This window comes from Blastococcus sp. CT_GayMR19, from assembly GCF_004570385.1.
GTDB lineage: Bacteria > Actinomycetota > Actinomycetes > Mycobacteriales > Geodermatophilaceae > Blastococcus_B.
In genome coordinates this window covers 236,855-261,065 of the sequence record NZ_SPQL01000005.1, presented here as the reverse complement: position 1 = coordinate 261,065, position 24,211 = coordinate 236,855, and the positions used below count along the sequence as shown (strand labels likewise).

At 74.6% G+C, this 24,211-nt stretch carries 24 protein-coding genes; 7 read left to right on the top strand and 17 right to left on the bottom strand.

Going from position 1 to position 24,211, the window contains the following annotated elements:
- Positions 1-76 precede the first annotated feature (76 nt).
- The 8 genes from E4P39_RS09870 to E4P39_RS09840 all read right to left on the bottom strand — a co-directional run bounded on the left by E4P39_RS09870 (position 77) and on the right by E4P39_RS09840 (position 11,553).
- Entirely contained in the window at positions 77-3,529 is a 3,453-nt protein-coding gene (locus E4P39_RS09870; RefSeq protein WP_135136341.1) for an ATP-dependent DNA helicase, read from the bottom strand.
- Entirely contained in the window at positions 3,526-6,726 is a 3,201-nt protein-coding gene (locus E4P39_RS09865; protein ID WP_135136340.1) for an ATP-dependent DNA helicase, read from the bottom strand. Before E4P39_RS09865 ends, E4P39_RS09870 begins: the two co-directional genes overlap by 4 nt.
- A gap of 69 nt (positions 6,727-6,795) precedes the next feature.
- Positions 6,796-6,960, bottom strand: coding sequence for a hypothetical protein (locus tag E4P39_RS22300; RefSeq protein ID WP_167761730.1), 165 nt, complete (start codon positions 6,958-6,960; stop codon positions 6,796-6,798).
- Between the two features lie 91 nt (positions 6,961-7,051).
- Positions 7,052-7,345 (bottom strand): MGMT family protein, encoded by a 294-nt coding sequence (locus E4P39_RS09860; RefSeq protein WP_245159738.1) that lies wholly within the window; start codon positions 7,343-7,345, stop codon positions 7,052-7,054.
- A 114-nt stretch (positions 7,346-7,459) separates the two neighbouring features.
- Positions 7,460-8,038, bottom strand: a complete 579-nt coding sequence (locus E4P39_RS09855) for a TIGR03086 family metal-binding protein (protein WP_135136338.1) — start codon at positions 8,036-8,038, stop codon at positions 7,460-7,462.
- Between the two features lie 79 nt (positions 8,039-8,117).
- A complete protein-coding gene (gene moeZ, locus E4P39_RS09850; RefSeq protein ID WP_135136337.1) occupies positions 8,118-9,278 on the bottom strand; it encodes an adenylyltransferase/sulfurtransferase MoeZ in 1,161 nt (386 codons plus the stop codon).
- Between the two features lie 136 nt (positions 9,279-9,414).
- Entirely contained in the window at positions 9,415-10,347 is a 933-nt protein-coding gene (locus E4P39_RS09845; RefSeq protein WP_245159737.1) for a DUF3152 domain-containing protein, read from the bottom strand.
- A gap of 105 nt (positions 10,348-10,452) precedes the next feature.
- On the bottom strand, positions 10,453-11,553 hold the full coding sequence (locus tag E4P39_RS09840; RefSeq protein ID WP_135136335.1) for an alpha/beta hydrolase: 1,101 nt from the start codon (positions 11,551-11,553) through the stop codon (positions 10,453-10,455).
- 71 nt (positions 11,554-11,624) lie between these two features.
- On the opposite strand from E4P39_RS09840, the gene E4P39_RS09835 reads away from it, so the two are divergent.
- Entirely contained in the window at positions 11,625-12,269 is a 645-nt protein-coding gene (locus tag E4P39_RS09835) for a TetR/AcrR family transcriptional regulator (protein ID WP_135136334.1), read from the top strand.
- A gap of 105 nt (positions 12,270-12,374) precedes the next feature.
- Positions 12,375-12,611, top strand: a complete 237-nt coding sequence (locus E4P39_RS09830) for a DUF3107 domain-containing protein (RefSeq protein ID WP_135136333.1) — start codon at positions 12,375-12,377, stop codon at positions 12,609-12,611.
- 57 nt (positions 12,612-12,668) lie between these two features.
- On the opposite strand, the gene E4P39_RS09825 is transcribed toward E4P39_RS09830, so the two are convergent.
- Entirely contained in the window at positions 12,669-13,331 is a 663-nt protein-coding gene (locus E4P39_RS09825) for an SDR family NAD(P)-dependent oxidoreductase (protein WP_135136332.1), read from the bottom strand.
- 11 nt (positions 13,332-13,342) lie between these two features.
- Complete coding sequence (locus tag E4P39_RS09820; RefSeq protein ID WP_135136331.1) at positions 13,343-13,993, bottom strand: ferritin-like fold-containing protein; 651 nt, start codon at positions 13,991-13,993, stop codon at positions 13,343-13,345.
- A gap of 441 nt (positions 13,994-14,434) precedes the next feature.
- On the opposite strand from E4P39_RS09820, the gene E4P39_RS09815 reads away from it, so the two are divergent.
- From E4P39_RS09815 to E4P39_RS09800, 4 genes are read left to right on the top strand one after another with little or no spacing between them, the layout of a single operon-like run.
- Positions 14,435-16,048 carry a DEAD/DEAH box helicase gene (locus E4P39_RS09815; RefSeq protein WP_209306462.1) on the top strand — a complete coding sequence of 538 codons (1,614 nt, stop codon included), beginning with the start codon at positions 14,435-14,437 and terminating at the stop codon, positions 16,046-16,048.
- Positions 16,049-16,058: 10 nt separating this feature from the next.
- Entirely contained in the window at positions 16,059-17,216 is a 1,158-nt protein-coding gene (locus tag E4P39_RS09810) for a PQQ-binding-like beta-propeller repeat protein (protein WP_245159736.1), read from the top strand.
- Between the two features lie 46 nt (positions 17,217-17,262).
- On the top strand, positions 17,263-18,180 hold the full coding sequence (locus tag E4P39_RS09805; RefSeq protein ID WP_135136329.1) for an alpha/beta hydrolase: 918 nt from the start codon (positions 17,263-17,265) through the stop codon (positions 18,178-18,180).
- A complete protein-coding gene (locus E4P39_RS09800; RefSeq protein ID WP_245159735.1) occupies positions 18,177-19,052 on the top strand; it encodes an oxygenase MpaB family protein in 876 nt (291 codons plus the stop codon). Before E4P39_RS09805 ends, E4P39_RS09800 begins: the two co-directional genes overlap by 4 nt.
- A 6-nt stretch (positions 19,053-19,058) precedes the next feature.
- Here the strand turns inward: E4P39_RS09800 and E4P39_RS09795 are convergent, their stop codons facing one another.
- The 5 genes from E4P39_RS09795 to E4P39_RS09780 form a co-directional block, all read right to left on the bottom strand.
- On the bottom strand, positions 19,059-19,916 hold the full coding sequence (locus tag E4P39_RS09795; protein ID WP_245159734.1) for a PD-(D/E)XK nuclease family protein: 858 nt from the start codon (positions 19,914-19,916) through the stop codon (positions 19,059-19,061).
- A 37-nt stretch (positions 19,917-19,953) separates the two neighbouring features.
- On the bottom strand, positions 19,954-20,811 hold the full coding sequence (locus E4P39_RS09790; protein WP_135136328.1) for a PHP domain-containing protein: 858 nt from the start codon (positions 20,809-20,811) through the stop codon (positions 19,954-19,956).
- A gap of 43 nt (positions 20,812-20,854) precedes the next feature.
- Positions 20,855-21,538, bottom strand: a complete 684-nt coding sequence (locus tag E4P39_RS09785) for a PH domain-containing protein (RefSeq protein ID WP_167761728.1) — start codon at positions 21,536-21,538, stop codon at positions 20,855-20,857.
- Positions 21,539-21,585: 47 nt separating this feature from the next.
- Entirely contained in the window at positions 21,586-21,744 is a 159-nt protein-coding gene (locus tag E4P39_RS22295; protein WP_167761726.1) for a hypothetical protein, read from the bottom strand.
- 164 nt (positions 21,745-21,908) lie between these two features.
- Positions 21,909-22,532: a DUF6758 family protein gene (locus tag E4P39_RS09780; protein WP_135136327.1), complete on the bottom strand. Its 624-nt coding sequence runs from the start codon at positions 22,530-22,532 to the stop codon at positions 21,909-21,911.
- 111 nt (positions 22,533-22,643) lie between these two features.
- Between E4P39_RS09780 and E4P39_RS09775 the strand changes: the two genes are divergently transcribed.
- A complete protein-coding gene (locus E4P39_RS09775; RefSeq protein ID WP_135136326.1) occupies positions 22,644-23,078 on the top strand; it encodes an NUDIX domain-containing protein in 435 nt (144 codons plus the stop codon).
- A gap of 27 nt (positions 23,079-23,105) precedes the next feature.
- On the opposite strand, the gene E4P39_RS09770 is transcribed toward E4P39_RS09775, so the two are convergent.
- Both E4P39_RS09770 and E4P39_RS09765 read right to left on the bottom strand, forming a co-directional pair.
- Positions 23,106-23,612 carry a MaoC family dehydratase gene (locus E4P39_RS09770; protein WP_135136325.1) on the bottom strand — a complete coding sequence of 169 codons (507 nt, stop codon included), beginning with the start codon at positions 23,610-23,612 and terminating at the stop codon, positions 23,106-23,108.
- A 214-nt stretch (positions 23,613-23,826) separates the two neighbouring features.
- Complete coding sequence (locus E4P39_RS09765) at positions 23,827-24,120, bottom strand: WXG100 family type VII secretion target (RefSeq protein WP_135136324.1); 294 nt, start codon at positions 24,118-24,120, stop codon at positions 23,827-23,829.
- Positions 24,121-24,211: the final 91 nt, after the last annotated feature.

Below are 24,211 nucleotides of genomic sequence, written 5' to 3'. Positions count from 1 at the left end.
GCCAGGCCGCTGTCAGCGGTTCTGCGCCTCTCATCACCACGATGACCGCGCTGTCCCCGCTCATTGCGGTGAGGTGTCAGTCAGCAGATCCCGTCACCAGGGTCAGCAACCCGGCCTCGTCGAGGAGGTCGACCGGGCGCAGGGTCAGGTTGGCCGCGACGTGGTGGAAGCCGGCGCTCACCCGCTCGACCGGCACCCCGGCCAGCCTGGACCAGCCCAGCCGATACGCAGCCAGCTGCACTCCCGCCGCGACCAGGTCGGCGCCCGAGGGCGGCGGCCCGGTCTTCCAGTCGATCACCTCGTACCGGCCCGCCCCGTCGGCGTAGACCGCGTCGATCCGGCCGCGCAGCGTGAGCGGACCCAGCGGGGTCTCGAACGGCACTTCCACCTCGGCCGGCTGCCGGTCGGCCCACTCGCTGGCGAGGAAGGCCGCCTGCAGGTCGGCCAGCGCGCTGTCCGGGACGGCGAACTCGTCGCCGGAACCGGGCAGCTCGTCGAGGTCGACCAGCTTCGCCGCGCCGAACCGCTCCTCCAGCCAGGCGTGGAACGCGGTACCGCGACGCGCCTGGGGGGCCGGCGCCGCCGGCATCGGTCGGCGCAGCCGGCGGGCGAGCTCGGCGGGATCGCGGCGCAGGGTGACCAGCGCCGAGACCGACAGGTGGGAGGGCAGCGGGACGTCGACGGTCGGACTGGCGTGCCGGGCGCGCTCGCGCAGCAGGAGATCGGCGTCGCGGACCCACTGCTCCAGCTGCGGGTCGCCGCCGTCGAGGACCAGCTCCGGATCGAGCGGATGCGGCACCGCGGCCTCGACCAGCTCGGCGGCCGCGCTGAGGGCACGCCGTCGCCGGGCCGAGAGCGGATCGGCCGGCCAGTTCCCGATCGGCCACTCCTCGAGCACGGGGTTGGTCGCGTCGTCGGGGGGCGCGGCCGCCCAGTGCACGACAGTGCCGGCCCCGTCGTCGCAGGCCTCGCGCACGGTGGTGAGCAGTGCCGACGGCCCGCACGGCTTGACCCCGTCGCGCCACCAGCTGCCCGAGCAGAGCAGCAGGTGCCGGGCACGGGTCACCGCGACGTAGCCGATGCGGATCTCCTCGCCGAGACCGAAGGCCTTCCACTCCTGCACGTAGTCGTCGAGCGCGTCCTTCACCACGGCCTGGTCACCGGAGCCGGGGACCGGCAGCCGCAGTCGAGGGAGCTCCTCGCGGTCGGTCAGCCGCAGTTCGGCGGGCACGGTGCCGGGGTCGCGCACCCACGAGTCGCTCGTGTCGGTCTTCGACGGGAACTGGTCCTTGGTCATCCCGGGGACCGCGACGACGTCCCACTCCAGACCCTTCGCGGAGTGCCCGGTCAGCAGCTGGACGGCCTCGGGATTGACCGTGACCTCGCCGGGCTCGAGGCCGCGCTCGCGCTCCTCGGCGTCGCGGAGGTAACCCAGGAACGCCGGCAGCGACGGCAGCTCGGCCAGCTCGGTGAACTCCGCGGCGACCGCGTGCAGGGCATCGAGGTGCGCGCGCGCACCGGCGGGGCTGGCCTCCGGTGCACTGGCCAGCTCGGTCTCCAGCCCGAGCGTGCGGGCCACCTCGTCGACCAGGTCGGGCACGGACTCACCGAGGCGGTGGCGCAGGTGCGCGAGCTCCGCGCCCAGGCGCCGGAACCGGCGGTGACCTGCGGCCGAGTACGCGTCGGGACTGCCGAGGTCGTCGAGGGCCTCGACGATGCTGCCGCGCTCCTGCGGCGCCGCGACGACCTCCGGTCCTCCGTCGGACTCCTCGCTGCGTGCCGGCCGTCGCGAGTGCACCAGTGCCCGGGCACGGGCCTCCAGGGCGGCCAGGTCGCGCGGTCCGATCCGCCACCGGGCACCGGTGAGCAGCCGGCCGAGGGCATCGCCGGCGGTCGGGTCGACGAGCACGGTGAGCGTCGCGACGACGTCGGAGACCTCGGGCACCTCGAGCAGGCCGCCGAGCCCGACGACCTCGACCGGCAGGCCCCGCTCGCGCAGGGCGGCGGCGATGCCGGGGAGCTGCTTGCGCGCCCGCACCAGCACGGCGACCGTCGGGCGGCGCCCGTCCGCCATGACATCGTCGTCCTCCGGACGACACCGCGGCCCATTACCGTCCCCCGGTCGCGTGGAGCCGCTGCGTCGTCCCTGCGCGGACCCCTCCGGGGCCCACTCGGGACGACCTGTGTCCAGGCGTTTCGTGTGCCAGACGGCCGCCAGCCGGTCGGCCAGCGCAGCGGTCTCCTCGGCGACCGTGTCGTACAGGCCGACGGTCACCGCCCCCCGGCCGGCGGTGGGCGCGGGAGCGAGGTCGGGCAGCGGCTGGGCCGGCGGGGGCAGCATCCCCGACACGGCGTTCGCGACCGCCAGCACGGCCTGGTCGTTGCGCCAGCTCGTGGCGAGGGTGAGCCGCTCGGCGCGCCGGCCGGGCAGGCCGGGGAACGTGCGGTCGAAACGCTCGATGGTGCCGGCCGACGCCCCGCGCCAGCCGTAGATCGACTGCCGCGGATCGCCCACCGCCAGCACCGGATGGCCGGTGTCGCGGCCGAACAGCGCCTCCAGCATCCGCAGCTGGCCGACGCTGGTGTCCTGGTACTCGTCGAGCAGGACGACCTGCCACCGGGCGCGTTCCCGACGGCCCACCTCGGCGGAGGCGACCGCGATCCGCGCCGCGTAGGCGACCTGGTCGGCGTAGTCGATGGCCCCGGCGGCCCGCTTGCGTGCCTCGAACGCCTCGACCAGCGGCAGCAGAGCCACTCGCGCCCGCTGGCGGGCGAGCATCTCCTTCACCGGAGCCCGCACCCCCTTGGGGCCCTTGGGCGCGTCCGCGTAGCCGGCGATCTGGGTCTCCAGCCGGGCGGTCCACGTGCGCAGCTGCTGCGGGCTGATGTCGTGCTCGCCCAGCTCGGTGGCCAGCGCCAGCACGTCCTCGACGGTGATCAGCAGCGTCAGCGGGACGTCGGACATGTCGCCGGTCCACGCCGTCACGACGGTCGCGGCCTGCCCCCAGCACATGGCCGGCCCGAGTACCCCGGCCCCCGGCTCGACGCCGATCCGCAGCCCGTGCTCGGCGACCAGCGCCGCGGCGTAGCCGTGATACGTCGAGACGGTCGGCTGGGCGATGTCGAGTAGGCGGCGGAGGTCGTCGTCGGTGTCGGGGTGGCGGGCGAGCGCACCGAGGCGCAGCCGCACCCGCTCGTTCAGTTCGCTGGCGGCCTTGCGGGTGAAGGTGAGCCCGAGGATCGCCTCCGGCTCGACGATCCGGTTGGCGACGAGCCAGGCGACCCTGGCGGCCATCGTCTCGGTCTTACCCGACCCGGCCCCGGCGACGACGACCAGCGGCCGGTCGGCGGGCGCGGCCACCACCCGTGCCTGCTCCGGGGACGGGGCGTAGGACAGCCCGCAGCGCGCGGCCACCTCGGCCGGGTCGAGCAGCCGCCGGGGTGCGCGACGCTCCGCCGGGCCGTCGCCGAAGAGGTCGTCGAAGGACAGCTGGTCCTCGTTCGCGGCCGTCCGGGAGAGCGGGGTCATCCGGTCACCTGCCGGCCCCGCTCGTGCATCGGGCAGCTTCGCCGCATCGGGCAGCGCGAGCAGTGGGACCCGGTCCGGACCTCGAAGGTCGCCGCGCCCATCCCCTCCCCCACCTCGGCGATCAGCTGCCCGGCCCAGGTCTCGGTCACCGGCACGTCGGCGGGCAGCGGCTCCTGGTGCTGCTCCTTGGCTTTCGCGCCCGTGCCGACCTGCAGCAGCGCCGCCCCGCCGGGCACGGTGCCGTGGTCGGCGAACGCGCCTGCCGAGACGGCGACCTGGTAGGCCGCGAGCTGCCCGTGCTCCTCGGTGTTCCTTACGGGCGTCTTGCCGGTCTTGAGGTCGACGACGACCAGCCGGCCCTCCCCGTCGCGCTCCAGCCGGTCGACCTGGCCGCGGATGCGGGCCCGGCCGACGACGACGTCGAAGTCCAGCTCGGCGGCGATCAGCTCGCGGTCGTTCGCCGCGTGCCAGCGCAGGAAGCGGTCGAGCATCTCCTGTGCGGACAGCCGCTGCCGCTGATCGGACCAGCCCGGCCCGAGGTCGAGCTGGTCGAGCTCGACGTCCAGGGCGGCCGGCGCCTCGGCCGGGGGCAGCCCGTCGGCCACCTGCTGGGCCACGGCGTGCACGGCGGAACCGACGGTCTGCGTGGCGTCCGGGGACGCCTCGGCGCCGACCGCGCCGAGCACCCAGCGGAGGGGGCAGCGCTGGAAGGTCTCGATGGCGGACGGGCGGACGCGGACGTCGTCGTCCTCCGGCACCAGCGGTGCGTCGTCGGAGAGCGGCGCCAGCCCCCACCAGCCGACCGGGCGGGCACCGGGCACGCCCTCGTCGGCGAGCCGGCGCAGCACCGAGGCGGCCGCGGCCCGGCGCGCGGGCGGGGTGTGCTGGTCGGCCACCGCCCGGCGGAGGTCGGCCACGAGCGCGGGCAGGGTCAGCGACCGCGGCAGCTCGGTGACCGGTCGCCCGTCCTCCGGTGGCGGCGCGACCAGATCGAGGAACCGGGAGGCGTTCGCCCCGGCGTCGGCCCCGTCCAGCGCACCCTCCACCGCGGTGACCACCAGCCGGCGGCGGGCGCGCGTGCAGGCGACGTAGAACAGCCGCCGTTCCTCGGCGAGGGCCAGGGTGCGCCGGTCGACCGCGGTGCCGTCGATCCCGGACGCCCGTTCGACCAGTTCCTCGATGCCGAGCAGTGAGCTGCGGTCGCGCAGATCGGGCCACACGCCCTCCTGCACCCCGGCGACGCAGACGACGTCCCACTCCAGGCCCTTGGCGGCGTGCGCGGTGAGCAGCCGCACCGTGTCGCCCGCCACCGCCCGCGCGGCTCCTACCTCACCGGGCAGCTCCTGGGCCGAGAGGTGCGCGACGAAGGCCCGCACGTCGGCCGACGGGAGCCGGTCCACGAAGCCGGCGGCGGCGTCGAACAGCGCCACGACGGCGTCGAGGTCCCGGTCGGCGACGGCCCCCGAGGGACCACCGGAGGCGCTCGACCGGGCCCACTTGGCCGCCAGGCCGCTGCGCTGCCACATCGCCCAGAGCACGTCCTCGGCGGTGCCGTCCTGCGCCAGCGCGAGCCGGCCGGCGGCGAGCACCTCCGCGACCCGGCGGGCCGGCCTGGAGACGTGCTCCGGGAGCGACTCCAGGAGGGTGTCGTCGGCCAGCGCGGTCGCCAGGGGCGCGCCGCGCTCTGCGGCGTCGATGCCCTGCCGGGCCAGCGCGATGCGGACGGCGCGCCGGAGCCGGCGCAGATCCAGGACGGTCGCGCCGCCGAGCGGCGAGGCGAGCAGGGCCTCGGCGGCCGGCTCGTCCAGCCCTGCGGCGGCGCCGTCGGCCTCGGGGCCGGACCCGGACGCCGGCAGCAGCGCCGTGAGCGCGCTGAGCAGCGGTGCCACAGCCGGTTGTCCGGCGAGCGGGAGGTCGTCGGCGGAGACCGCGACCGGGACACCAGCCGAGGACAGCGCCCGGCGCAGCGGCCCGAGCGCGAGCGCCGTCCGCACCACCACCGCCATCTCCGACCACGGCACCCCGTCGAGCAGGTGGGCGCGGCGCAGCACGTCGGCCAGGTAGGCGGCCTCGACCGCCTCGGACGCGAAGACGTGCACCTCGGCGGCGCCGGGCTCGGTGCCCTCCCCCGCGGCCAGCCGGCGGTGTTCCCACGGCCCGGGCAGCCCCTCGGCGACCTTCCGGCTGACCCGGAGGAGCTCCTCCCCCGAGCGACGGCAGACGCCCAGGGACACCCGCCGGGCCGGCCGCCCGTCGGTGTGCCGGAAGCGATGGGGGAACTCGACGATGCCGCGCGGCTCGGCGCCGCGGAACGCGTAGATGGCCTGGTCGGGGTCGCCGACGGCCACGAGGTCACGGCCGCCGCCGGCGAGCAGCTCGAGCAGCTCGACCTGGGCGGGATCGGTGTCCTGGTACTCGTCGACGAACAGCCAGCGCGCGCGCTCGCGCTCCTGGCGCAGCAGCTCGGGGTCGCCGTCCAGCTCGGCGATGGCCGCCCGGACGAGCTCGGCCGGGTCGTACCCGGACGCGTCACCGCGGCCGGCGGTGGAGAACGCGGTGACGCCCTCGTACTGCTCCTGGAACGCGGCGGCCGGCACCCAGTACTCGCGCCCGGACTCGCGGCCCCAGGCGGCCAGCCGGTCCGAGCCGATCCCCCGCTCGGTCGCGCGGAGCAGGAGCTCGCGCAGCTCGGTGCGGAAGCCCGCGGTGGTCAGCGCCGGTGCGAGTGCCGCCGGCCACCGGACGGCGCCCTCCTCCTCGACGTCCCCGCGCAGGAGCTCCGCGACGACGGCGTCCTGCTCGGCCGAGGTCAGGAGCCGGGGCGGAGCCTCGCCGCGCAGCAGGGCGGCCCGTCGCAGCACGCCGTAGGCGTAGGAGTGGAAGGTGCGGGCCAGCGGCTCGCGGATCGTGCGCGCCACCCGGCCGGTGATCCGCGTCCGCAGCTCGGCGGCGGCCTTGCGGCTGAACGTCAGGACCAGGATCTGCTCCGGATCGACGCCCGCGTCGATCCGCGCTGCGACGGCCTCGACGATCGTCGTGGTCTTCCCCGTGCCGGGGCCGGCCAGCACCAGCAACGGCCCGGAGGGGTGGTCGACGACCGCCTGCTGGGTCGGGTCCAACGTGGGGGCCGTGAGCCGGACGGGCTCTCCCGCGACGAGCCGGTAGACCGGCCCGCTCTCGCTCCCCCGCTGTGCCACCCCCCGATGGAAGCACGGCCCACCGACAGTCCTGGGACCCGTGGGGCAGGGGTGTCGGGCGTCCTCGGGTCAGCCGAGCACGGCGTCCCGCAGCTCCGCTTCCTTCATCAGGTCCGCGGCCGTGGTCAGCCACCCCGCGACGAGGAGGAGCGGCCACGCCGCCTCGTCGTCCAGGGAGGCCGTCGCCGCCGAGAGCCCCGCCTGGGCCACCGCCCTGCACGCGTTCGTGTTCATGCCCTCAGGTCGGCATGCGCGGCACCGAACTGAAGACGACCGGGCGGAACTGGTCCGCAGGGGGCAGACGGTCACGCCCCGGCAACACGCCTCAGTCCGGCCAGCCCACGGCGGAAACATCGACGCGGCCGTTGCGCACCGGCACCCCCTCGGCGGCCAGCAGCGCCAGCTGCTCCACCCGCACCGGCTCGGCGGCCGTCCCGTCGGCCCGCACGACCCGGTACCAGGGCACGGCGCCGCCCCCGGAGGACAGGGCGCGTGCCACCCGGCGGGGGCCGACCCCGATCAGCCGGCCGATCGCGCCGTAGGTGCTCACCCGCCCCGGCGGGATCCGCTCCACGACGTCGAAGACCGCCTCGTCGACGTCGATCGCGGGGTCGGTCACCCGCTGATCATCGGGCATTCCGACGCGGACGCCCCGGAGCGTTGTCCCTGCACCGGACGTTCCGGACCCGCGAATGTCCGGTGGAGGGACAACGCTGTGGCAAAGGCGAACGCGTCAGCCCTTGCGACCGAAACGGGCGAGCAGCCGCTGCTGGGGAGACGCCGAGGCCGAGGTGTCCAGCGGCGGGTCGAAGAGGCCGGGGACGCCGTCCTCCGGGAGCTGCTCGGCGAAGACGAGGGCTGCGGTGACGAGCTCCCCGTCGAGCTCGGTGTCGCCCTGGGTCGCATGCGCCAGGTCCCAGGCGTGCACGGTGAGATCGGCGGTCATCTCGAGGATGTACTGGGTCGCCGGCGTCGGGCCGCGGGAGAGGTGCACGGTCCGCACCAGGGCGTCGTCCTCGGCGAAGGCGGACAGCGCGTCGTCGGCGGCGGACTCCCAGCCGATGAACGGATCACTGCCGAGCAGGTCGCTGGTGTCCTCCGGGAAGCGGCCCTCGGCGTACGGCTCCCCCGCCAGGAGCGGGGGCACCCAGAGCTGCTCGGTGACCAGATGGGCGACGAGATCCGCGACGGTCCACTCGGGCAACGCGGGGTCGTCCCACTGGTCCGGCGCGACCGCGTCGACGCGGTCGGTGAACTGGTTCTGGGCACGCTGGAAGAGCTCGAGCAGCTCCACCGGTGAGAAGTCGGCCATGGGGCCAGTAGACGTGCCGAGGGCCCGGCCCGCACCCCGGGACGGGGAGCGGAACCGGGCCCTCGGAGAACCCTGCAGGTCAGTACGTCGGCAGCGTCTTGTCGATGCGCGTGGCCCACGCCGTCACGCCGCCCTGCACGTGGACGGCGTCCCGGAAACCGGCGTTCTTGACGGCCGCGAGCGCCTCGGCGGAGCGGACGCCGGTCTTGCAGTGCAGCACGATCGGGCGGTCCTGCGGGAGCTGCGCAAGGGCGCGGCCGGACAGGATCTCGTCCTTGGGGATCAGCTTCGCGCCGGGGATCGAGACGATCTCGTACTCGTTCGGCTCGCGGACGTCGATGAGCTCGAAGTCCTTGCCGGCGTCCATCATGTCCTTGAGCTCGTCGACGGTGATCGTCGAGCCGGCCGCCGCCTCCTGGGCCTCGACGGAGACGACGCCGCAGAAGGCCTCGTAGTCGATGAGCTCCTTGATCGGCTCGCCCTCGGGGTCCTTGCGCACCTTGATCGTGCGGAAGGTCATCTCGAGGGCGTCGTAGACCATGAGCCGGCCCAGCAGCGTGTCACCGATGCCGGTGATCAGCTTGACCGCCTCGGTCGCCTGGATGGCGCCGATCGTCGCGCAGAGGACGCCGAGCACGCCGCCTTCGGCGCAGCTCGGGACCATGCCGGGCGGCGGGGGCACCGGGTAGAGGTCGCGGTAGTTGGGCCCGTGCTCGTTCCAGAAGACCGAGACCTGGCCGTCGAACCGGTAGATGGAGCCCCAGACGTAGGGCTTGTTCAGCAGCACGCACGCGTCGTTGACCAGGTAGCGCGTCGCGAAGTTGTCGGTGCCGTCCACGATCAGGTCGTAGTCGGTGAAGATCTCCATCACGTTCTCGCTGTCCAGCCGCGTCTCGTGCAGCCGGACGTCGATCAGCGGGTTGATCTCCTTGATGGAGTCCCGCGCGCTCTCGGCCTTGGACCGGCCGACGTCGGACTGCCCGTGGATGATCTGGCGCTGCAGGTTCGACTCGTCGACGGTGTCGAACTCGACGATGCCCAGCGTGCCGACGCCGGCCGCGGCCAGGTACATCAGCACCGGCGAGCCGAGGCCGCCCGCGCCCACGGCGAGCACCTTGGCGTTCTTCAGGCGCTTCTGCCCGTCCATCCCGACGTCGGGGATGATCAGGTGGCGGCTGTACCGGCGGACCTCGTCGATCGACAGGTCGGCAGCGGGCTCCACCAGGGGTGGCAGGGACACGATTGCTCCTCGGTGTTCGCGGACAGCGGCCCAGCTGGCGGCCGCGTTCGTGCGCATAACAGCGTGGCACGCGCACGTCTTCCCACTGTCGGCCCGGGTCGCTGCCGACCGCGCGGAAGGTGATCGGCGATACAGATCAGGGGTAGGGCCAGGCGTTCCTGACGCAGCCCTGGAGCCCGAGGGTCTGCTGCAGCATGACGGGGGCGAGCTGGCCGGGGCCGGGGCAGTCCACGTGACCGTTGCCGAGCACGTGCCCGACCTCGTGGTTCACGACGTAGTGGCGATAGGCCGTGATGTCGCCGTCGTAGTGCGGAACGGCCGTGGCCCAGCGGGCCAGGTTGATGACGGCGCGCTCGCCGTAGCGGCAGGAGGTGTAGCCGCCGGTGCCGACGCCCGGGCAGTACGTCTCCATGCTGCCCGGGCTGATCAGGCTGACCCTGAAGTCGTACTGGGAGGTCGCCGCCTCGGCGGCGCCCACGCGCTGGAAGGACATCCGGCCGCCGTTGCCCCAGGAGCCAGGGTCGCCGAGCGTCGTCTCGACGGCGGCGGCGAAGGCGGCCGCGTCGACCCCGATGCCGTCCTCGACCTCCACGACGAACCGGCGCAGTGGGCCACTGCCGTAGACGGCGGAGGACCCGTCGACGACCGAGACGGTGCCCGCGCCCTGCTCGACATAGGTCTCGGCGCCCACGACCTGCGGCACCGGGCTCGGTCCGGCGTCGGCCTCGGCCGGTGCGGGCTCCGGCTCCGGGTCCGGGGAGGGACTCGGGATCTCCGACGCCGACGCGGGGGCGACGCCGGCGGCGGCGGATCCCGAGTCGCCGTCCGGCATCGTGAGCGCCACGTCCACCAGCGCGATGAGGGTCGCGACGGTGAGCAGTGGAATCGCGTAGGCGCGCCAGCCGTAGCGCCGGACGAAGCGGCGGATCCGGCCGGGACGAGGCCGGACGGTCGATCGCACGCGAGGCGGCTGGGCGAGATCGGTGCGGGCGACGAGCGGACCCGGTCGGGGGACGGCGCGGACGGCGGTCGGGCGCAGGCCCGGGCCGTCGGCGGGGGGTCCTCCCACTGGCCGCACTCCTGCTCCTCGTCCGTACGCCGCTCTGAGCTCCTCAGGGTCTCACGCTCCGTCGCGTGTCGACCGCAGCGCGGCTCTCCCGGCACGTTGCCCGGGTCAGGGACCGCCCGGAGCCGCAGCCTGGGGAACGGCGGCCTGGGGGACGGCGGTCTGGGGGACGGCGGTCTGGGGGACGGCGGCCCCGGCCACGGCGGGGCCGCCCGGCGAGGGCCGCCGGTCGAGCGCTTCGACCATGCCGAGCACGGCCCGGGCGGTCGGCTCCGGCGCCTCGAGCATCGCGACGTGCCCGACCCCCTCGAGGACCAGCAGCCGTCCGTCGGGGACGGCGGCGGCGAGGCGGGGGGCGAGCGCCGGGTCGACCAGCTTGTCCCGGCTGCCCCACACCACCAGCGTCGGCATGCGCAGACCGCGGGCGGCCCGCCAGGCGTTGGCGGCGCCGACGCGGAGGTAGGAGGTGATGAGCCCGCGCATGCTGCGGGTCAGCGCGCGGTCGGCCCACGGCTGCTCCGCCCGCTCGCGCATCTCCTGCACGGCCCGCTCGACCCGCTGGCGGGGAACCCGGTCCGGCTCTCCGAAGCACATGCGGATCATGGCCCGGACGTTCTGCTCCGGCGTGACGCCGGCCATCCGACGCGCAGCGAGCGAGGGGACGCCCGGGAGCAGGAGCAGGACCAGCGCCCGGCTGAACGCCGGGGGTACGCGGTAGACCGGCATGGCCGGGGAGACGAGCGTCAGCGAGGCGACCAGGTCGGGACGACGCGTCGCCACCAGCAGGCTGACCAGCCCGCCGAGGGAGTTCCCGAGCAGGTGGACGGGCTCGCCGGCGGCCACGCCGGGCCGGGCGACGATGTGTTCGAGGACGTCGACGACGGCGGCGACGTGCCCGCGGATCGAGTAGCGCCCGCGCAGCGGGGGCCGTGAGCGGCCGAAGCCGGGCAGGTCCAGCGCCCATGCCTCGAACCGGACGGCGAGGAGCGCGGCGAGATCGGTCCAGTTGGTGGACGCACCGCCGAGGCCGTGGACGTACAGGGCCCGCTCGCGCGGGGCATCCTCCGCTGACGGGTCCACGGGGCCGGTCCACGGCGTGTGGCGCACGAACACCTCACCGGTTCGCAGGGGCAGCGCCTCGCCCGGCCACGGGGGCAGGGCCGGCGCCACGCGGGGCAGCGGGGTGGCGGACAGCGGGGCGTCGGACATCGGGGGCGACGGTAATCCACGCGCGGGACACCGCATGCGGAACGGCAACTCGCCGGTAACATAGGGCCGTCATGCAGCCCCCTCCCGCCGCCGCCCCGAACCGGCGCACGTCGCGACTGCCGCGGGGTGCTCGCCGGCTCCAGCTGCTGCGGGCCGCGCAGGACGTCTTCGTGGCCCAGGGTTTCCACGCCGCCGCGATGGACGACATCGCCGACCGCGCCGGCGTCAGCAAGCCGGTGCTCTACCAGCACTTCCCCGGCAAGCGGGAGCTGTACCTGGCGCTGCTCGAGGAGCACGTGTCCGAGCTGGCGGACCGGGTCGGCGAGGCGATGGGCGCCACCGACGACAACCGCGAGCGGGTGGACGCCGCCGTCGGTGCCTACTTCGACTTCATCGACGCGGAGGGCGAGGCGTTCCGCCTGGTCTTCGAGTCCGACCTCCGCAACGACGCGGACGTCCGGGCCATCGTCGACCGCGGCACCGGCGTCTGCGTGGACGCGATCGCCGAGGTCATCGCGGCCGACACCGGCGCCGACCCCGAGCGGGCGCTGCTGATCGCCGCCGGGCTGACCGGGCTCGCCGAGACGAGCGCGCGCTGGTGGCTGCCCCGCAAGGGCACCGTCTCCCGCGACGAGGCGGTTGCGCTCATGTCCGCGCTGGCCTGGCGGGGCATCTCCGGCTTCCCCCGGATCGACGGCGGCTCGCTGCCCCACTGACCGGCCCGGCGCCGTTCGCTGACGGCGCACCGGCGGAGCACGGCCGCGACCGCGCCACTGGGTTAGCGTGGGGACAGTCGCGCGAACCGAGGAGGCATCGCCTACGTGGAAGTCAAGATCGGCGTCCAGCACTCCCCCAGGGAGCTGGTCATCGACAGCCCCAAGACCCCCGACGAGATCGCAGCAGACGTGGCAGCAGCCATGTCCGGCTCGACGAAGGACGGCCTGCTGACCCTCGTCGACGAGCGGGGTCGTCGCGTCGTCGTCCCCGTCGACCGGATCGCCTACGTCGAGATCGCCCAGCCGGACCAGCGCCGGGTCGGCTTCATCGCCGGCGCCTGAGAACAACGCACGTCCCGACAGGGCGTCTCCGCTTCTGCGGGGACGCCCCGTTGCGTTTCACGGCGTCAGGTCGACCAGGCTGCGCCAGCGCTCTCGGGGGCCGGCGGTCTCGGCGACCAGTTCGGCGTAGAGCGCGGCGACCCGATCCGGGGTGATCTGCCGGTCCTCCCCGACGAGGCCGCGGATCGTCACCGTCGCCACGTGGACGCCTTCTGGTGCCAGCGCCTCGGCCTGCACCTGGGCCAGCGCCCGCAGCGCGGCCTTCTGCACACCGAGGGTCGCCATGGAGGTCATCGGCCGGTCCGCCGAACCACTGCCGGTCACCAGCACGGTGCCCGACCCGCGGTCGCGCATCCCGGGCAGCACCGCCCGCACCGCCGTCTGCAGACCCACGGCGCCGGCCGCCAGATCGGCCAGCAGGTCCTCCGGCGCCAGGTCGGGGATTGCCACCTGCCGACCGACCGAGACGTTGTAGAGCAGGACGTCGACCGGGCCGAACGTCTCGACGAACAACTCGACGGCCGCCGTCAGCGACGCGGGGTCGCCGGCTTCCGCGGGGGCGCGCCCGATGACGCCACAGCCCCGCAGGTCGTCGGCGAGCTCGGCGAGCGTCTCGTCGCGGCGCGCGATCAGACCGACGGCGTCCCCCTCGCGCGTCAACCGGCGCACAGTGGCGGCGGAGATCCCCGGTCCGGCGCCGACGATCAGCAGGTGCAGCATCGGAACTCCCCTCAGGGGTTGAGGCCGAGCGTCTTCATGCGCTCGGTGTGCGCGTCGGTGATCCGCTGGATCAGGCGGCCCACCCCGGTCAGGTCGCCGGTGCCGCCGACGATGAGCTCGGCGAGCCGGTCGTTCTCCGCGATGACCGCCTGGGAGCGGGTCATCGCCTCGCCCACGAGCCGCCGTCCCCAGAGGGCCAGCCGCCCCGCGACCCGGCGGTTGGCGGCGATGGCCGCGCGTACCTCGCGGACCGCGAAGTCCGCGTGCCCGGTGTCGGCGAGCACGTCGAGGACCAGGGCGCGGTCCGGATCGGGCAGGAAGGAGGCGATCTCCCGGTAGAAGTCGGTGGCCAGTCCGTCGCCCACGTATGCCTTGACCAGGCCCTCCAGCCAGGTGCTCGGCCGGGTGCTCTCGTGGAAGGTGTCCAGCGCCGAGACGAACGGGGCCATCGCGTTCGCCGGGTCGATGCCCAGCTCCGAGAGCCGGTCGGTGAGCCGGACGTGGTGGGCGATCTCGGCGGCCGCCATCCGGGCCAGCGCCGCCCGGCCGCCCAGCGTGGGCGCCAGCCGGGCGTCCTCGGCCAGTCGGTCGAAGGCGGTCAGCTCCGCGTAGGCGAGCACGCCGAGCAGGTCGACGACGGCGCGGCGGTCGACCGGTGGCACGGGCAGCTCCAGAGGCTCAGCGGGACCATCCGCGGACGGCCGCCGAGGGCGGGGAGCGCGGCGCGCCGAGGCTAACCGGTGCCCGCGCTACCATGGGAATCGGCGAGCCGCTCGGCTCGCTTGTGTATCTGTGCGCTGACACCGCTGGACGCCGCCCCTCGGGGCCGGTGATCGAGAGCCCCAGGGCTTTCTCCCGGGTCGATCCCCTTCGCCCGGTCTGCTGGCCGCGTCGGCGCTGGAACTGATCCCGCGACAACCGACCCCGCGGACAGGCCCGACGCTGCGGATCCCCGCCGCCGGACCCGGTCCCCCAGCAGACCAGAGGCGAGACCACTGACCTCCATCGAGAACACCCCCACGCCCGACCTCGAGCCGACCGCGCTCGACCACGCCGAGACCGGCGCTCCCGCTCCGGAGGAGCTCGAGTCGCAGGTCGAGGAGCTGGGCGGCGCGCCCGTCGCGCCCGACAGCCCGCTGTTCAGCGACTTCGACGTCCACCCCGACATCGTCCGCGCGCTGAACGACGCCGGGATCACCCGCACGTTCGCCATCCAGGAGCTGACGCTCCCGCTGGCGCTGGCCGGCCACGACCTCATCGGTCAGGCCCGCACCGGCACCGGCAAGACCCTCGGCTTCGGGGTTCCGATGCTGCAGCGCGTCGTCCCCCCGGCCGAGGGCGGCGACGGCGTGCCGCAGGCGCTGGTCGTCGTCCCCACCCGTGAGCTGTGCGTGCAGGTCTCCCGCGACCTGGCCACGGCCGGCGCCCGGCGCGGCATCCGCGTGCAGGCCATCTACGGCGGCCGGGCCTTCGAGCCGCAGGTCTCCGCGCTGCAGAACGGCGTCGAGGTCGTCGTCGGCACACCGGGCCGGCTGCTCGACCTGGCCCAGCGGGGCGACCTGATCCTGGGCAAGGTCAAGGTCCTCGTCCTCGACGAGGCCGACGAGATGCTCGACCTGGGCTTCCTGCCCGACATCGAGCGGATCCTCGCGATGGTCCCGGACAAGCGGCAGACGATGCTGTTCTCCGCGACCATGCCGGGCCCGATCGTGACCCTGTCCCGGTCGTTCATGACCCAGCCGACCCACATCCGGGCGCACGGCAACGACGAGGGCTCGACCGTCCCGCAGACGACGCAGTACATCTACCGGGCCCACAACCTGGACAAGCCCGAGCTGCTGTCCCGGGTGCTGCAGTCCCGCGACCGCGGACTGGTCATGGTCTTCTGCCGCACCAAGCGCACTGCGCAGAAGGTCGCGGATGAGCTCGTCGACCGCGGGTTCGCGGCGGCCGCGGTGCACGGCGACCTCGGCCAGGGCGCCCGCGAGCAGGCGCTCCGAGCCTTCCGCAGCGGCAAGGTCGACGTCCTGGTGGCCACCGACGTCGCCGCCCGCGGCATCGACGTCACCGGCGTCAGCCACGTCGTCAACTACCAGTGCCCCGAGGACGAGAAGACCTACCTGCACCGGATCGGCCGCACCGGCCGGGCCGGCAGCGAGGGCGTCGCCGTCACACTCGTCGACTGGGACGACATCCCCCGGTGGCAGCTGATCAACAAGGCGCTCGACCTGGACTTCGCCGAGCCGCCGGAGACCTACTCCACCTCGCCGTGGGTCTACAGCGACCTCGACGTCCCGGAGACGGCCACCGGCCGGCTGCCGCGCTCGCAGCGCACGCGCGAGGGCCTGGACGCCGAGACCCTCGAGGATCTCGGGGAGACCGGCAAGCGCAACCGGCCCACCTCGGGCGGACGCGACTCGGGCGGACGCGACTCCGGCGGACGCGACTCCGGCGGGCGCGGCGACTCGCGCGGCCCGTCGGGCAGCCGGCAGGGCGAGCGCTCCACCGACGGCGAGCAGGCCGGTCCCGGCAAGAGCCGCCCCCGCCGTCGCACCCGCGGCACCGGACCGACCGCCGAGGCCGGCGAGTCCACCCCGGCCGCGGCGGGCCCGTCCGAGGGATCGTCCGACGGCTCGGGCGAGGGCGGCGGCAGCAAGCCGCGTCGCCGTCGTCGCCGCGGCGGTTCCGGCCGCGGCGGCTCCGAGTCCGCCGCCTGATCCTCCGGCCGTGCCGCCTCTCCTGACCGGTCTGCGCCGCCCGCCGCTGCGGGTGTGGGTCTGGACGGCGGCCACCCTGGCGCTCGTCGTCGTCGCTGCGCTGCTCTGGCGCGGTTCGGACGCGGCGGCCACGGAGAGCACCACCGCGGCACCGGCCGACGCCCCCTCGGGGACGCCGGCCGGCGCCGTCTCCGAGGACTGGTCCGCTCCCGGCGGCTCGTTGCCGGAGACCGTCGTGGAGAGCGGGCGCGTCCTGCTCCGGTCCGCGCACGGGGTGCGCGCCCTCGACCCCGCGACGGGCGAGGAGGCGTGGCACTACACGCGCGCCAACGCGCGGCTGTGCGGCCTGACGGCCACCGACGGCGTCGCGGTGGCCGTGTTCCGCACCGCGGACCGCTGCGACGAGGCCATCGCCCTCGACGCCGGCACCGGCGTGCGGAGGTGGACGCGCAGCGTCCACTTCCGGGGGGACGCCACCCTCGACTCCACCGACCGGATCGTCCTCGCCGTCAGCGCCACGGGGCTGGTGACCCTCGACCCGACGGGCAACAACATCCGCTGGCGGTACGCCCCGCCGGACGGCTGCGTCCTGCTCGGCGCGGAGGCCGGGTCGGCGGGGGTCGCGCTCCTGGAGCGGTGCGGCGGGTCGTCCGCCGTACGGCTGCGGCTGCTGGACGGCTTCGAGGGCGACGCGCACTGGACCAGGGACCTGCCGGTCCGGGACGGTGCGGAGATCCGGCTGCTCGGGGCCGACGGCCTGCTCGGCGTCGTGCTGGACGGCGAGTTCCAGGGTCTGTCGCCGGCGGACGGGACCGTTCTGTGCCGGCTGCTGGTCCCGGCCGGTGCCGCCGACGCCGTCCAGCAGGTGGCGGTGGGCACCGTCGCGCTGGTCCGGCTCGGGGACACGTTGGCCGCTCTCGACTCGGCGTCCGGCGGCCTGCTCTGGTCGGCCGACGCGCTCGGCCTGCCCGCCGCCCCGGACGCCGGCGCGGACCCGGCGACTCCGCTGCCGGTGCCGACAGCGGTCGGCTTCGTCTTCCGGGAGACGTCGACCGGGCGTGAGGTCGCCCGGTCGGCGGTGAGCGGCCTGCCCGAGGGCGGGGTGGCCGCCACGGCCGGGGACGCCGTGGTCTACCGCCTGCCCGACCGGGTGCACGGCTTCCGCTGAGCCCCGCGGACGGCACGGCCGCAAGAACCGGGGTTCACTGGGCACCATGGTCCTGCCCGGTGGTCCCGACTTCTCCGTGCCGCTCGCCATCGCACCCGACGACCTCCGCCAGCTCGCCGCCCACGACGCGGCGCACCGCACGTTCCCCGGGCGCGCCGGTCCCCTCACCGCCCTGGACACCGGCGGGGAGGCGGTGCGCGGAACCGCGCTGCTGGTGGCCGGCTACACCGGCAGCAAGGAGGACTTCGCACCGCTGCTCGCCCCGCTGGCCGACGCCGGTTACCGGATCGTCGCGCTCGACCAGCGCGGGCAGTACGAGTCACCCGGCCCCGACGACCCCACGGCCTACTCGGTCGCCGAGCTGGGTCTGGACGTCGTCGCCGTCGCCCGGATCCTGCGCGAGGAGTCCGGCGAGCCGCTGCACCTGCTCGGGCACAGCTTCGGTGGCCTCGTCACCAGGGCCGCCGTCCTGGCGGAGCCGGCGCTGTTCACGTCGTTCACGCTGCTCGGGTCGGGGCCGTCGAAGCTGGGCGGGCGGCGGGCCGACCTCCTCGACCACCTCGGCCCGCTGCTCGATCAGGGCGGCGTGGCGCTGGTCCACCAGACGCTCGAGCAGGTCGCGATGACCGATCCGAGGGCGCAGACGGTCCCGGCGCCGACCCGGGAGTTCTACTCCCGCCGGTTCCTGCGCAACTCCGAGGCGGGCCTGCGCGGCATGGCCGAGGCGATGCTGAACGAACCCGACCGCGTGGCCGAGCTGGCCGCCACGGGAGTGCCGCTGCTGGTTGCCTACGGCGAGGCGGACGACGCCTGGCTCCCGCACGTCCAGGCCGACATGGCGGTCCGGCTCGGCGCCCGGCACGAGGTCATCAACAACTCGATCCACTCCCCCGCCGTCGAGAATCCGCCGCGCACGGTGGAGGTGCTGCTCGACTTCTGGGCGAACGCCTCGGTGGAGTCATGAGCCGGCTGGCGCCGCTGCCCTCGCCCGACGAGTGGACCGCCGAGGAGGACCTGCTCGGCTTCTTCGGGCCCGGCAGCGTCACCTGGCGGATCCACGCCGACCCGAGCTACGCGGTCGGCGGATTGCGTGCCCTCATGCTGCAGGCGCTGCACCCCGTCGCGATGGACGGCGTGGCCCGCAACTCGACCGGCTTCAAGGACGAGTGGTGGATGCGGATGACCCGCACGGGCCAGTACGTGGAGACCGTCACGTTCGGCACCCGCACCGAGGCCCGGCGCATGGCGGCGCGGGTGCGCGGATACCACCGCAAGCTCTCCGGCGTCGACGAGACCACCGGCCGGGCCTACCGGGTCGACGATCCGGATCTCCTGCTGTGGGTGCACAACGGCGCGGTCGACTCGCTGCTCTCGACGGCCCGGCGGGCGGGTCTGCCGCTGTCCGACGACGACGCCGACGCCTACGTGCTGGAGCAGATGGCGGCGGCCCGGCTGGTGGGGGTGCCCGAGGAACTCGTCCCTCGGACGGTGGCCGACCTCGACGCGTACTTCGAGCGGATCCGCCCGGAGCTGGCGCTGACACCGGCCGCCTCCGAGGGCGTCCGCCGACTGTTCGTGCCGCCGATGAAGGGCTGGGTGCAGGTGCTGACGCCCGCGCGCCCGGCGTGGGGCACGTTCGTGTCGCTGGGCTTCGCGACGCTGCCGCCGTGGGCGCGGCAGATGTTCTCGATGCCCGGCTTCTCCCTGACCGACGCGGCAGCCACGGCCGCGCTGAGGGCCTTCCGCACGGCGCTGCTCGCGGTGCCGGAGCGGGCGCGCTGGTCGCCGATCGTGCGGGCGGGGTACGCCCGCGTCGCCGACGCCCGCGCTGCCTGAGCGGGTTCAGGCGTCGTCCTCGGCGAGGAAGCTCCACGTCTCGCGGGCGGGCACCGCGGCCTGACCGGTCGGGCAGCTCGGCCGGAAGTCGCACCAGCTGCACTGCACGCCCGGGACCGCCGGGAAGGCGGCGTCCGGCTCCTCTCCCGCCGCCATCCTCTCGGTGGCCGCGGTGATGTCGACGGCGATGTCCTCCGCGCGGCGGACGTGGTTGGCCAGCGACCGCTCGGTGTGCTCGAAGGCCGCCACGGTGCCGCTGGGCAGGTGGTGCAGCTCGACGCGGGTGCAGGGCCGGCGCAGCGTGCGACGGACGCCGAGGACGTAGGCGGCGAGCGCCGGCGACCCGCGCGCCTCGTCGTCGGTGCACACGGCGCGGCCGGTCTTGTAGTCGACGACCACGAGCTCGTCGCCCCGCTGGTCGATCCGGTCGACCCGGCCGGAGATCGCCAGCCGTTCCGTCGTGGCACCGACCGTTCGCTCGTTGCCCACGGGCTCGTCGGTCGGGTCCAGTGTCGGGACGTACTCGGTCAGCCACCCGGCCGCGCGGGCCCGCCAGCGGTCGGCCTGCTCGGGATCCCGGAAGCCGTTCTGCGACCACGCCGCGTAGAGCAGCTGGCGGGCCGCCGCCGTCGTCCGCTTCTGCACCGGGAGGTCCCACCACGAGCGGAGCGCGGCGTGCACCGCGGCCCCGACGGTGTTGTGCGCCCACGCCGGGCCCTTCGGCGGCGTCGGGCGGTCGACGTAGGCGTACCGGTAGCGGCGGGGGCAGTCGGCGAAGGAGGCGAGCTTGCTCGGCGTCGCCGAGAAGAGCCGCCGGGGCATGCCGGGCATCTCGAGCTGGGTGCGCTGCCCGCCGACGGTCATGCCGGTCACGGTAGCCGCGGGGTACGACGGTTCCGGGTCAGTCGCGGTAGGGCGCGCTGCCCGTGCCGGCCGCCAGCAGCGCCTCGAACTCGGCGGGCTCCGTGGTGCAGACGGCGATCGCGGTCTGCTTGTTGGTGCCGTGGTAGTCGCTGGAGCCGGTGCTGATGAGGCCGAGGTCGGCGGCCAGGCCGCGCAGCTGCGCGCTCTGGTCGGGAGTGTGGTCGGGGTGGTCGACCTCCAGGCCGAGCAGCCCCGCCTCGGCCATGGCCGCGATGGCCTCGTCCCCCACGGTCCGGCCCCGGTTCGTCGCCAGGCCGTGGGCGAACACCGGGACCCCGCCGGCCGCGCGGATCAGCGCGATGCCCTCCCGTGCGTCGGTGTCCGCCTTCGTGACGTAGTACGGGCTGCGGTGGTGCAGGAGGGTGGCGAAGGCGTCGTCGACCGAGGCGACGACTCCGGCGTCCACCAACGCCCGGGCGACGTGGGGGCGGCCGACCACCCCGCCGGCGCACCCGGCGACGATCTCCTCCCAGACGACCGGGTGACCGTCGGCGGCCAGTGCGGCGACGATCCGCTCGGCCCGGCCCAGCCGTTCGTCGCGGAGGCGGGCGCGCTCGGCCACGAAGCCCGGGTCGAGCGGGTCGAAGAGGTAGGCGAGCAGGTGGACGCTGATCGGGGGCGCGTCCGACGGGAACCAGCGGCAGGACAGCTCCATGCCGGGGACGACGGTGAGCCCCGGCGGCCTCGCCGCGTCGGCCGCCGCCCAGCCGGCGGTCGTGTCGTGGTCGGTGAGGGCCACCACGTCCAGCCCCGCCGCCCGCGCCGTCGCCATGAGCTCGGCCGGGGTCTCGGTGCCGTCGGAGACCGAGGAGTGGGTGTGCAGATCGATCAGCATCACGCCCAGCCTGCCGCACGGCGTCGTGGCCCACCCGGCGGGCTCATGCGTTCGGCGGCGGGGGTCCCGGGATGGGCTCGCTGTCCCGCGGGCCGGCGGGCGGCGGGGCGGGAGGCGGCGGCGCGGGAGGCGGCGGGGCGGGAGGCGGCGGCGCGGGGGGCGATTCCGGTTCCGGATTGCCTTCGTCGTCCCCGGCCGCGGCACCGCCGTAGTCGCTGCTGAACAGCAGCCGGCTGACCTCCCGGTACAACCCCTGGGCGTCCGGCATGTAGGTGAGGTGGCGCAGCGCCTGGTCCTGGCCGGCGGACTCGAAGCGGAAGGTGCCGTACCCCAGCACCTGGCCGAGCAGCGTCTCCTGCCAGGTCAGGTCGGTGATCCGGCGCAGCGGCAGCAGCGTCACCGTGCGCACGATGACGCCCGAGGTGAGCAGCACCCGCCGCTTGGTGACGATGAAGTGCCGCATCCACCACTCGGCGACGCGCAGGGCGTAGTACCCCAGCGCCCCCACGAGAACGAGCAGACCCGCGGTGCTGGTCACCTCGTTGCCGGGGTCGAGCAGGAACAGCCAGCCGCCGGCGACGAAGGCCGGGATGAACTTCATCGTCGGCTCGATCAGGACGGCCCAGTGACGCCTCCTGGTGAGAACCGGCTCCTCGTCGTCGAGCAGGTACTTGGCGGCGTCCTTGCTGGCCCGGGACGGCAGCCGTCCCGGTGCCGGGCCGGTCACGCGGCAGCGCCGCTCGGCCGCAAGCCCGCACGCTCGGCCACGGCGGGCTAGACGAGCGAGCCGACGAAGGCCGCGAGAGAGGACGCCGCGTCACCGAGCGCGGTGCCGGCGTTGCGGACGATCTGGGCCGATGCCTCGGGCGCCTGGATCACGTAGAAGACGACGAAAGCGACGACCAGCCAGGTGACGACCTTCTTGAGGTTCACCGCCACCTCCGTGGGTGTTCGTTCGGGAGGTTCCGATTCTGCTCCGGAACCTGCGGGACAGGGTCTGCCAGAGTGCGGCGGACTGATTCGTCCCATGGGTAACACAGGTCCCAGTCGTCCCATCGGCGGCGCGCCGGTCGTGAAAAGGGCCCACCGGGTTCCGGTTACTTGCCCGGCAGGAGGTGCTCGCTCGGCGGCCCCAGCGGAAGGTCGGGGTAGATGCGGTCGCGCAGGTCGATCAGTACCAGCTGCTCGGCCAGCAGCCATGCGGCATTCATCGGCCACGTGACCAGCCACAGCCAGACGCCGTAGGCCTCACCGACGAAGGCGGCCCGGTCGTCGGAGGTGGGCACCGCCCACAGCGGCGCGTGCTGACCGGCGGCCTTGACGTCGACCGACGAGGGCCCGTCGATCACGTCACCGGGATCGAGGCCGGGGAGCCCGGCGTACCCGCACCCGACTCCGGTGCCGGGTTCCTCCGCGACGAGCACCAGCTCCGCCGAACCGCCGAGCGGGGCGGGCCCGGCGCAGTCGACGACGATGGCCCGGGCCCCGGGCTCGCCTCCCCAGGCCAGCCCGGTCACCGACCAGCCGGCCGGCATCGGGTCGGGCACCCAGGCGGGCACCCGCGCGTCGGCGGTCACCGCGGCGATCGCGTCGTGCGCGACGAGCACCGTGTGGTGGAGGGGGGTGACGGCGCCGTGGAGGTGGCACCAGGCCTGGGCGGAGGACCCCGGCCGGACGACCAACTCCTCGCCGCAGCGTGGGCAGACCGGCGACACGCTCATCGGGCATCACCGTCCTGTGGCGGGGCGGAATCGTCAAGCGAACCCCACCGCGTCGACCGCGACGGGCTCGTGCGGCGTGTCTGCGGGTGGGTACTGCGTAGCCTGCCGCGCATGGACGCGGCGGGCACCCCGGACGGCGTCTCGCTGCCCGTCGTCCCCTGTGTGGGCGCGATCGTGCACGACGCCGCGGGCCGACTGCTGCTGATCCGGCGCGGCCGGGAACCGCATCGTGGGCGGTGGTCGCTGCCGGGTGGACGGGTCGAGGCCGGCGAGTCCCCGGAGCAGGCCGTCGAACGCGAGGTGCGCGAGGAGACGGGGCTGTCGGTGCTGGCCGGAGCGCCGGTCGGACGCGTGCGGATCCAGGGGGACGGCGTCGTGTACGACGTCGTGGACCTGGCGTGCACGCTGGTCACCCCCGGCGAGGTGCCGGTCGCGGGGGACGACGCCGCCGACGTGCAGTTCGCCGACGCCGCCGTCCTGGCGGCCCTGGACTGCACGCCTCTGCTCGTGGAGACCCTCCGGGGGTGGGGCCTCCTGCCCGGCTGACCGGTCCCGGTCACGGCTGTCGCCGGCTCAGCGGGGTGTGGGCTCCGGACGCCCCGGCTGTTCACCGCCACGGCTCTCGCCGTAGGAGCGCTTCGGCACCATGACCTTGCGGCGGAAGACGCAGACGACCGTGCCGTCCTGCTTGTAGCCGATCGTCTCGACGTGCACGATGCCCCGGTCGTCCTTGGACTTCGACTCGGTCCGGTCGAGGACCGTGGTCTCGCCGTAGATGGTGTCACCGTGGAAGGTCGGGGCGACGTGCCGCAGCGACTCGACCTCCAGGTTGGCGATCGCCTTGCCGGAGACGTCGGGAACGCTCATGCCGAGCAGCAGCGAGTAGATGTAGTTGCCCACCACCACGTTCTTGCCGAAGTCGGTGGTCCGCTCCGCGTAGTTCGCGTCCATGTGCAGCGGGTGGTGGTTCATCGTGAGCAGGCAGAACAGGTGGTCGTCGTACTCGGTGACGGTCTTCCCGGGCCAGTGCCTGTAGACGGCCCCGACCTCGAACTCCTCGTAGTACCGACCGAACTGCATCTGACCCGCTCCCGACCTCGCACGCGTGGGGGTACGGCGGTACGCGGGACGGCGGGCCGACCGGTACGGAAGGCCAGCTGCCCATCACGAAGCGCCGGTGACCCGCCTGGACGGGCGCTGATCATACGGCGGCCCTCCGCCAGCCCCCGGGCCGCTCGGGCGGCCGTCGCGGCGGCGGACCGGGCGAGGAGGCCCGGTCCGCCGCGGGCCGGCCTCAGATCAGCGCGCCGATGCGGGCCGCCATGTCGGCCTCGTGCTGCTGGTAGGACCCGGCCACGCTCGTGAGCAGCGAACCCATGCCGGTCAGGGCGTCGCTGACCCCCTGGGCAGACATCCGCCACTGCTCGTAGAGCTCGCTGAACTGGACGGCGGCCTGGCTGTCGGTCCACCCGTCGAGCACCGACGTGTTGATGCTGCTCGACAGGGTGGCGTGCCTTCCGGCGGTGTCGGCCGCCTCCGACCGGCACTGGCCGGCCATGGACTGCAGGGTGGCGATGTCGACCTTCACGGGTCCTCCTCCGATCCGGGTCCCTCCCGGTCGGGGCGAACGGTAGGGCGGCGGGCCGCTGCGCCGTCCGCGCTGTCCACAGGCCGGTGGT

Bases quoted from the DNA above. Each gene is read 5' to 3' on its own strand.
- E4P39_RS09805 (WP_135136329.1), top strand. From the start codon at position 17,263: ATGGTCCTGCCCGGTGGTCCCGACTTCTCCGTGCCGCTCGCCATCGCA.
- E4P39_RS09840 (WP_135136335.1), bottom strand. From the start codon at position 11,553: ATGTCCGACGCCCCGCTGTCCGCCACCCCGCTGCCCCGCGTGGCGCCG.
- E4P39_RS09855 (WP_135136338.1), bottom strand. From the start codon at position 8,038: ATGGCCGACTTCTCACCGGTGGAGCTGCTCGAGCTCTTCCAGCGTGCC.
- E4P39_RS09825 (WP_135136332.1), bottom strand. From the start codon at position 13,331: ATGCTGCACCTGCTGATCGTCGGCGCCGGACCGGGGATCTCCGCCGCC.
- E4P39_RS09790 (WP_135136328.1), bottom strand. From the start codon at position 20,811: ATGCTGATCGATCTGCACACCCACTCCTCGGTCTCCGACGGCACCGAG.
- E4P39_RS22300 (WP_167761730.1), bottom strand. From the start codon at position 6,960: ATGAACACGAACGCGTGCAGGGCGGTGGCCCAGGCGGGGCTCTCGGCG.
- E4P39_RS09795 (WP_245159734.1), bottom strand. From the start codon at position 19,916: ATGACCGTCGGCGGGCAGCGCACCCAGCTCGAGATGCCCGGCATGCCC.
- E4P39_RS09870 (WP_135136341.1), bottom strand. From the start codon at position 3,529: ATGACCCCGCTCTCCCGGACGGCCGCGAACGAGGACCAGCTGTCCTTC.
- E4P39_RS09770 (WP_135136325.1), bottom strand. From the start codon at position 23,612: ATGCAGTTCGGTCGGTACTACGAGGAGTTCGAGGTCGGGGCCGTCTAC.
- E4P39_RS09835 (WP_135136334.1), top strand. From the start codon at position 11,625: ATGCAGCCCCCTCCCGCCGCCGCCCCGAACCGGCGCACGTCGCGACTG.
- E4P39_RS09775 (WP_135136326.1), top strand. From the start codon at position 22,644: ATGGACGCGGCGGGCACCCCGGACGGCGTCTCGCTGCCCGTCGTCCCC.
- E4P39_RS09780 (WP_135136327.1), bottom strand. From the start codon at position 22,532: ATGAGCGTGTCGCCGGTCTGCCCACGCTGCGGCGAGGAGTTGGTCGTC.
- E4P39_RS09800 (WP_245159735.1), top strand. From the start codon at position 18,177: ATGAGCCGGCTGGCGCCGCTGCCCTCGCCCGACGAGTGGACCGCCGAG.